This window comes from Devosia sp., from assembly GCF_014860165.1.
Classification (GTDB): domain Bacteria; phylum Pseudomonadota; class Alphaproteobacteria; order Rhizobiales; family Devosiaceae; genus Devosia.
Window position 1 is genome coordinate 1 of sequence record NZ_JACZKG010000087.1, and the last position, 7,423, is coordinate 7,423.

Here is a 7,423-nt window from a genome sequence, read left to right on the forward strand (position 1 = left end):
CATCGGGCGGGGAGATGGGTGGATCGGGGTCGCCTGGTCCAGGCAGGGGAAACCCGGCAGCTGCGCTTGCGACACAGCGTACCTGGCCCGAACCTGCCCAAAACCCCAGTCGTGTGAAGCGGCTTTCGCCTCTTCAATAACCAAACAGGCGGCGCAAGCCGTCGGGGCGAAAGCCGCTTCGCATCGTGATCCCCCGGGGCGCCCTTGCGCCTCCGGGCCGGGCGCTCTTGCGCTCCCGCGGGCGCTCTTGCGCTCCGTAACCGCGACGCCTCCGGGCCGGCGGCGTTTCTGGCCGCCTTGAAACCGCCTGCGAGCCGGTGCATTACCCCTCCGGATAGTCCCGGAGGTTCGCATGCGTCTCGTCACCGCCCTCGCCCTGACCCTGCTGGCCAGCGCCCCGGCGGCAGCGCAAACGGTCACTGCCCGCGTCTCGGGCGGTAATATCGCCATTCATGCCGGCCCGCATCACAGCTACCCTATCGTCGGCCGGCTCGCCGACGGCACCGAAATCCCCATCGATTCCTGCACCCAGGTCGATTCGGACTCGCGCTATGGCACACTGGGCGATGCCGGCTACCCGCTCTGGGGCCGCTCGGCCGCGCAATGGTGCCACATCCCCGATACCGGCTGGGTCGAGCGCAGCTGGATCGTCGGCCGGGGCCTGGTCAACGTTACCCCGCCCGATTTCGCCGGCCCGGGCTGGTAAGCCAGCCAGCCGTCACAGCGGCAGCACCCGCGAATATTTGACCTGCCCCAGCGAAAAGCTGCTCTCGATCGAGGCCACGCCCTCCACCTGCGTCAGCCTCTCCCGCAGGAAATGCTCATAGGCCTCCAGGTCGGCGCAGACGACACGCAGCAGGAAGTCGAACTGCCCCGTCATCAGGTAGCATTCCATCACCTCGGGCCAGCCACCAATAGCCGCACCGAAGGCATCGAGCTCCCGCGCCCGCTGCCGCTCCAGCTTGATGGAAATGAAGACCGAAACCGGCAGGCCGACGGCTTTCTGGTCAATATTGGCCGAATAGCCCGAAATAATACCCGCCGCCTCGAGCTGGCGTATTCTCCTCAGGCACGGTGACGGCGACAGTCCAACACTCTCAGCCAGCGCCTGGACGGTCATCCGCCCATCCCCCTGCAGCGCCCGCAGGATCCTGCGGTCGACAGGACTGAGAGCGAAACTGGAGGATTCTGCCATTTTTGCCTCGTCACCTGCGCAAATCCTGCGCCCATATGCAGATTAGCAGGTGAAATAGACGAGAACCACCCCATGCGACGCCTTAATGTCAGACAATTGCTGACGGAGGGGAAAGCATGGAGCGGATCGCCACCATCGAGGCGCTGACACGCAAGGCGCTGTGGCTGTCCAACTGGATGGTCCACCACGCCAACCACATCCGCCCCAATGTGGACGGCGTGAAAGTCGGTGGCCACCAGGCCAGCTCCGCCTCCATGGCCGCGATCATGGCCGCCCTCTATTTCGGCGTGCTGAGGCCCGAGGATCGCGTCGCCGTCAAACCCCATGCCGCCCCGGTCTTCCATGCCATCCAGTATCTGTTCGGCAAGCAGACCCTGGAAAAGCTGGAAGACTTCCGCGCCTTCGGTGGCGCCCAATCCTATCCCAGCCGGACGAAGGACACTGACGACGTCGACATTTCCACCGGCTCGGTGGGCCTGGGCGTCGCCTTCACCGCCTTCGCCTCGCTGATCCAGGACTATGTCCGCGCCAAACCCTGGGCCGACAAATCGCGCCCAGAGGGCCGCATGGTCGCCCTGGTCGGCGACGCCGAACTCGACGAGGGCAATGTCTACGAATGCCTGCTCGAGGGCTGGAAGCACGGGTTGCGCAACACCTGGTGGATTATCGACTACAACCGCCAGAGCCTCGACGGCGTCGTCCGCGAAGGCCTCTATGACCGCATCGAAGCCATCTTCCGCGCCTTCGACTGGAACGTCGTCACCCTAAAATACGGCGCCAAGCAGCGCGCCGCCTTCGCCGAACCCGGCGGCGACAAGCTCAAGGCCTGGATCGACGCCGCCCCCAACGCCATATACTCGGCCCTGATGTTCCGCGGCGGCGCCGCCTGGCGCGAGCGCCTCAATGACGAGATCGGCGACCAGGGCGATGTCACCGCTCTTATTGCCCGCCGCAGCGATGCCGACCTCGCCGAACTGATGGCCAATCTCGGCGGCCACTGCACGCAGAGCCTGCTCGAACAGTTCGAAGCCGCCGGCAGCGACAAGCCCACCGTCTTCATCGCCTATACCGTCAAGGGCTGGGCCACGCCGCTCGCCGGCCACAAGGACAACCATGCGGGCCAGATGACATCGGCGCAGATCGAAACCCTGCGCCAGTCGATGCAGGTCCGCGAAGGCCATGAATGGGACAAGTTCGAAGGCATGTCCGATCCGGCCGCCGTGGAACGGTTCCTGACCACGGTCCCCTTCAACACGTCAGCGTCCCGCCGCCACACCTCGCCACCAGTCGCCACCATCGGCCCGCAATTCGTCGGCACCGGCCCGACCTCGACCCAGACCGCCTTCGGCAAGATCCTCGATGCCATCGCCAAGACCGACAGCGATCTCGCCCGCCGCATCATCACCACCTCGCCCGACGTCACGGTCTCGACCAACCTGGGCACCTGGGTGAACCGCCGCAATCTCTACGCCGCCAGGGAAATGGTGGATGTGTTCCAGAAGGAATCTATCCCCAGCGCCCAGAAGTGGCGCTTTACTCCGGAGGGGCAGCATCTGGAGCTGGGCATCGCCGAAATGAATCTCTTTCTCGCCCTGGGCGCGGCCGGTCTCAGCCATTCCCTGTTCGGCGAGCGCCTGCTGCCCATCGGCACGCTCTACGACCCGTTCATCTCCCGGGGCCTCGATGCGCTGAACTATGCCTGCTACCAGGACGCCCGCTTCCTGCTCGTCGCCACGCCCTCCGGCGTCTCGCTGGCCGGCGAAGGTGGCGCGCACCAGTCCATCGCCTCTCCCCTGATCGGCATGGCGCAGGATGGCCTCGCCAGCTTCGAGCCGGCCTTCGCCGACGAGCTTTCGATCATCATGGATTGGGCCTTCGACTACATGCAGCGAAGCGGCGACGCCCGCCCCGATCTCGCCGATTGGCCGCGCGATGTCACCGGCGGCTCGGTCTATCTGCGATTGTCCACCCGCAGTATCGAGCAACCGTCCCGCACCGTGGACAAGGCGCTGTCCGACGGCATCATCCGCGGCGCCTACTGGCTCAAGCCCCCTACGCCACAATGCGAAGTCGTCATCGCCTATCAGGGCGTCCTCGCCGGCGAAGCCATCGAGGCCGCGGCGCGTATCGGCGGCGACCGCCGCAACGTCGCCATCCTCGCCGTCACCTCGGCGGATCGTCTCAATGCCGGCTGGCATGGCGCCCAGCGCGCCCGCCTCCACGGCGACTACGCTGCCCGCAGCCACATCGAAACCCTGCTCGCCGATATCCCCTTCCGCGCCGCCCTCGTCACCGCGATCGACGCCCATCCCGCCACCCTTGGCTGGCTCGGCAGCGTCCTCGGCCACCGCACCATCACCCTAGGCGTCGAGCATTTCGGCCAGACCGGCACCGTCAACGACCTCTACGCCCATTTCGGTATCGATGCGGCGGCGATCGAAGCAGCGGCACGCAGTATGATCGGTGGCCACCTGTGAGTGCTGCCATGAGCCCCCACACCACCGTCATTGCCCGGCTTGTCCGGGCAATCCAGGCGATGTCCGCCATACCATGGACCACCCGGACAAGCCGGGTGGCGACGATTGGCGGAGACACGATGCTCCCCAGGCTCCTCACCGCAAGCGCCATTTTCGCCTATTTCCTCATCGCCAAACCAACGATGCGCAGAAATGCGCAACCTATCCACAGACCCGCTTGCCAAGCCCGACCGCATTTGTCAGACATATGTCATTGGGCACATTTCGAGGGGAAATCAATCTGTCACCTGCGGCCCCGCCGCACACAGAATGACCGGCTCCCGAGCAAGGGGTCGGCGCATGGGAAACGTCCAAGAACTGGCTCTGCACAAGGAGGGAGTCTGATATGAACCTAACTCTGAAACTCGCTGGGGCGCTGGCTGTCGCCACGGCCTTGACCGTGCCGGCACTGGCGCAGACGACCATCGTCGCGCCCGGTCAGTCGACCACTGGCACCTACATGGACTACATGAAGACGGTCTATGATCGCGCCACCTTCGCCGAACTCCTGCAGGTGCCGATTGCCACCTTCGACAAGGAATTCGAGCTGACGCCGATGGCGGCCGAAAGCTGGAGCCAGTCCGAAGACGGCCTCACCTGGACCTTCAAGCTGCGCCCCGGCCTCGTCTGGTCCGATGGCGAGCCGCTCACCGCCGAGGACTATGTCTTCGCCCTGCAGCGCGCCGCCACCTCAGGCTACGACTTTGCCTGGTACTGGGACTTTGCCGGCGGCATCAAGGGCTGGAAGGAAGTCACCGAAGGCACCGCCGACGTCTCGACCCTCGGCCTCAAGGCCGTCGATGACCTGACCATCGAGGTCACCACCGTCGCCCCCAAGCCCTACCTGCCGTCCGTCACCAGCCTCTGGTACCCGGTGCCCAAGCACAAGGTCGACGAACTCGGCGATGACTGGGCCGTCAATGTCGACACCATCGTTTCCTCAGGTCCATTCGACCTCGAAAGCTGGGAAAAGTCCAACAACTCGGTCGTGCTGACCAAGTCCGACACCTATACCGGACCATGGCAGGCGTCGGTCGATCGCCTCGAAGTCGATCCGACGCTTGGCGCCCCAGAAGTCGGCCTGCCCGCCTTCCTCGCCGGCGATGCCGACTACTCTTTCCTCAATACCGGCCAGGTGCCGGTGGCGACCCAGCGCTACCCTGACGGAATCCGCCAGAACGCCGTCTTCGCCACGTCCTACATTTCCTACGATCTGGACTCGGCCCCGTTCAACGACGTCAACGTTCGTCGCGCCTTCTACTACGCCGTCGACCGTGCCGAGCTGACCTCGACCGTGCTCAAGGATATCGCTATCCCGGCCGGCTCGATCCTGCCGCCCGGCTACCCCGGATACAATCCGGACGTCGTTGCCCAGGCCACCTTCGACCCGGAAAAGGCCAAGCAGTTCATGGCCGATGCCGGCTTCCCCAATGGCGAAGGCTTCCCGGAAATCGAGATCTGGTACCGTGAAGAAGGCGGCTATAACGGCGCCATCATCCCGGCCATGGCCCAGTATCTCCAGGCCGAGTTCAAGGAAACTCTGGGCGTCACGATGAACATCCGCGTCCTGCCCGGCGCCGAATGGATGGATGGCCTGCGCACCAAGAAGAACAACATCTTCATCGCGCCCTATGAATACGACTACCTCGATCCGTCCAACTTCTACGGCATCTTCTACAATGGCGGCCGTCACGGCTATTTCATCCCGGAATATGACGCCATTGTCGCCCAGGCCGACTCCGAAAGCGATTGGGACAAGCGCTACGCGCTCTATGCCCAGGCCGAGCAGATCATGATCGATCAGGGCCTCATCGTCCCGCTCGTCCATCCGGTCACCACTGCGGTCATCTCCGACCAGCTTGGTGGCGACGCCTCGACGCCCAACGCTCTCGGCTTCACCCCGCTCGATCGTCTCGGCCATTACTTCTTCACGCACCTGACCAAGCAGTAATCCCGATCGGGCCCGCGCTTCCCGGAACTCCAAGTCCGGGAAGCGCCCTCCACACCACAGTCAGGCCGCTCATGCCCCTTGTCGACATCCAGGACCTCAAGGTCAGCTTCCGCCAGCACGACGGCAAGATCGATGCGGTTCGCGGCGTGAGCTTTTCCGTCAACGAAGGCGAAAGCCTCGGCATTGTCGGTGAATCAGGATCCGGCAAATCCGTCAGTTGCAGCGCCCTGTTGCGCCTGCTGCCCGCGACTGCCGAGGTCAGCGCCACCGAGATAACCCTCGACGGCATCGACATTCTCAAGGCCGGCAAGGAAGACCTCATCCGCCTCCGCGGCCGTATCGCCGCGATGATCTTCCAGGATCCGATGACGGCCTTCGACCCCGTCTTCACCATCGGCCACCAGATTGCCGAAACCATCATGGCTCACCGCAAGGTGGGCAGGCGCGAGGCCCTGGCCGAAGCCGAGCAGCTGCTGCTGCGCGTCGAGATCAAGAATGCCAGGGACGTCCTTGGCTACTATCCGCACCAGCTCTCCGGCGGCATGCTGCAGCGCGCCATGATCGCCATGGCCCTCTCCTGCCGCCCCAAGGTGCTGATCGCCGACGAGCCCACCACCGCGCTCGACGTCACCATCCAGGCCCAGATTCTCCAGCTCATCAAGAAGGTGCAGGCCGAGTTCGGCATGGCGCTGATCATGATCACGCACGACCTTGGCGTCATTGCCGAAACCGTCGACCGCGTTCTGGTCATGTATGGCGGCGAGGTCATGGAAGAAGGTCCCGTCCAGCAGATCTTCGACGCGCCGAGGCACGACTATACCAAGGCCCTGCTCGCCAGCCTCAAGACCAGTTTCGACCCGTCCCGCGGCGACGATGCCGCCGCAGCCCCCGCCCTGGAGCTGCGCGGTCTCGCCAAGGCCTACCGCATTCGCAGGCGTTCCGGGCTGTTTGCCACCTATGCCGATTTCCATGCGGTGCGCCCGGTCGACATCGTCCTGCCACGCAATCGGATCGTCGGCCTCGTCGGCGAATCCGGCTCCGGCAAGACCACCACCGGCATGATGGCGATGCGCCTGACCGAGCCCAGCGCTGGCCAGATCCTCGTCGACGGCGCCGATATCTCCACCCTGGGTCCGACCGAGCTCAAGTCCTTCCGCCGCCGCATGCAGATCGTCTTCCAGGACAGCTATTCGGCGCTCGACCCCATGATGACCCTGGCCCAGATCATCGCCGAGCCGCTGCATATCCATGGCGTCGGCGCGGGTCGCGAGCAGACAGAAAAGGCCCTCAACTGGCTCGAACGCGTCGGCCTGCCGCGCAATTTCGGCTCCCGCTATCCGCACGAACTCTCCGGCGGCCAGCGCCAGCGCGTCGCCATCGCCCGCGCGCTCATCCTCGGGCCGTCGGTGCTCGTCGCCGACGAACCCACCTCGGCCCTGGACGTGACTGTGAAAGCCCAGATCATCGGCCTGCTGAAGGAGCTGCAGGCCGAAATGGGTCTTTCCATCCTCTTCATCAGCCACGATCTGTCTACCGTCAAATCCCTCACCGACAGCGTCGTCGTCATGTATCGCGGCCGCATCGTCGAGGAGGCGCCGACCGAGCGCATCTTCTCCGATCCGCAGCACCCCTATACCCGCGCCCTGCTCGACGCTATCCCGGCCGCCAACCCCCGCGACAAGCGCGAGCGAACCTTCCTCGCCGCCGCCGAACTTGAAGCGCGCACGCCCCGCTACACCGTCATCCAGACCGGCCTCGCCC

General features: G+C 64.8%; 5 protein-coding genes. 4 read left to right on the forward strand and 1 reads right to left on the reverse strand.

What is annotated here, in order from left to right; genetic code table 11:
- Positions 1 to 352: 352 nt before the first annotated feature.
- Complete coding sequence (locus tag IH615_RS22165; RefSeq protein ID WP_291365515.1) at positions 353 to 706, forward strand: hypothetical protein; 354 nt, start codon at positions 353 to 355, stop codon at positions 704 to 706.
- A gap of 12 nt (positions 707 to 718) precedes the next feature.
- On the opposite strand, the gene IH615_RS22170 is transcribed toward IH615_RS22165, so the two are convergent.
- Entirely contained in the window at positions 719 to 1,195 is a 477-nt protein-coding gene (locus IH615_RS22170; RefSeq protein ID WP_291365517.1) for an Lrp/AsnC family transcriptional regulator, read from the reverse strand.
- A gap of 116 nt (positions 1,196 to 1,311) precedes the next feature.
- Here IH615_RS22170 and IH615_RS22175 point away from each other — a divergent pair, with 116 nt between their 5' ends.
- From IH615_RS22175 to IH615_RS22185, 3 genes are all read left to right on the forward strand, one after another.
- A complete protein-coding gene (locus IH615_RS22175; protein WP_291365519.1) occupies positions 1,312 to 3,672 on the forward strand; it encodes a transketolase in 2,361 nt (786 codons plus the stop codon).
- Positions 3,673 to 4,057: 385 nt separating this feature from the next.
- Positions 4,058 to 5,662, forward strand: coding sequence for a peptide ABC transporter substrate-binding protein (locus tag IH615_RS22180; RefSeq protein ID WP_291365521.1), 1,605 nt, complete (start codon positions 4,058 to 4,060; stop codon positions 5,660 to 5,662).
- Between the two features lie 71 nt (positions 5,663 to 5,733).
- Positions 5,734 to 7,423, forward strand: a 1,690-nt coding sequence (locus tag IH615_RS22185; protein WP_291365523.1) for an ABC transporter ATP-binding protein, incomplete at its 3' end; no start/stop codon positions are given.

Bases quoted from the DNA above. Each gene is read 5' to 3' on its own strand.
- IH615_RS22165 (WP_291365515.1), top strand. From the start codon at position 353: ATGCGTCTCGTCACCGCCCTCGCCCTGACCCTGCTGGCCAGCGCCCCG.
- IH615_RS22170 (WP_291365517.1), bottom strand. From the start codon at position 1,195: ATGGCAGAATCCTCCAGTTTCGCTCTCAGTCCTGTCGACCGCAGGATC.
- IH615_RS22175 (WP_291365519.1), top strand. From the start codon at position 1,312: ATGGAGCGGATCGCCACCATCGAGGCGCTGACACGCAAGGCGCTGTGG.
- IH615_RS22180 (WP_291365521.1), top strand. From the start codon at position 4,058: ATGAACCTAACTCTGAAACTCGCTGGGGCGCTGGCTGTCGCCACGGCC.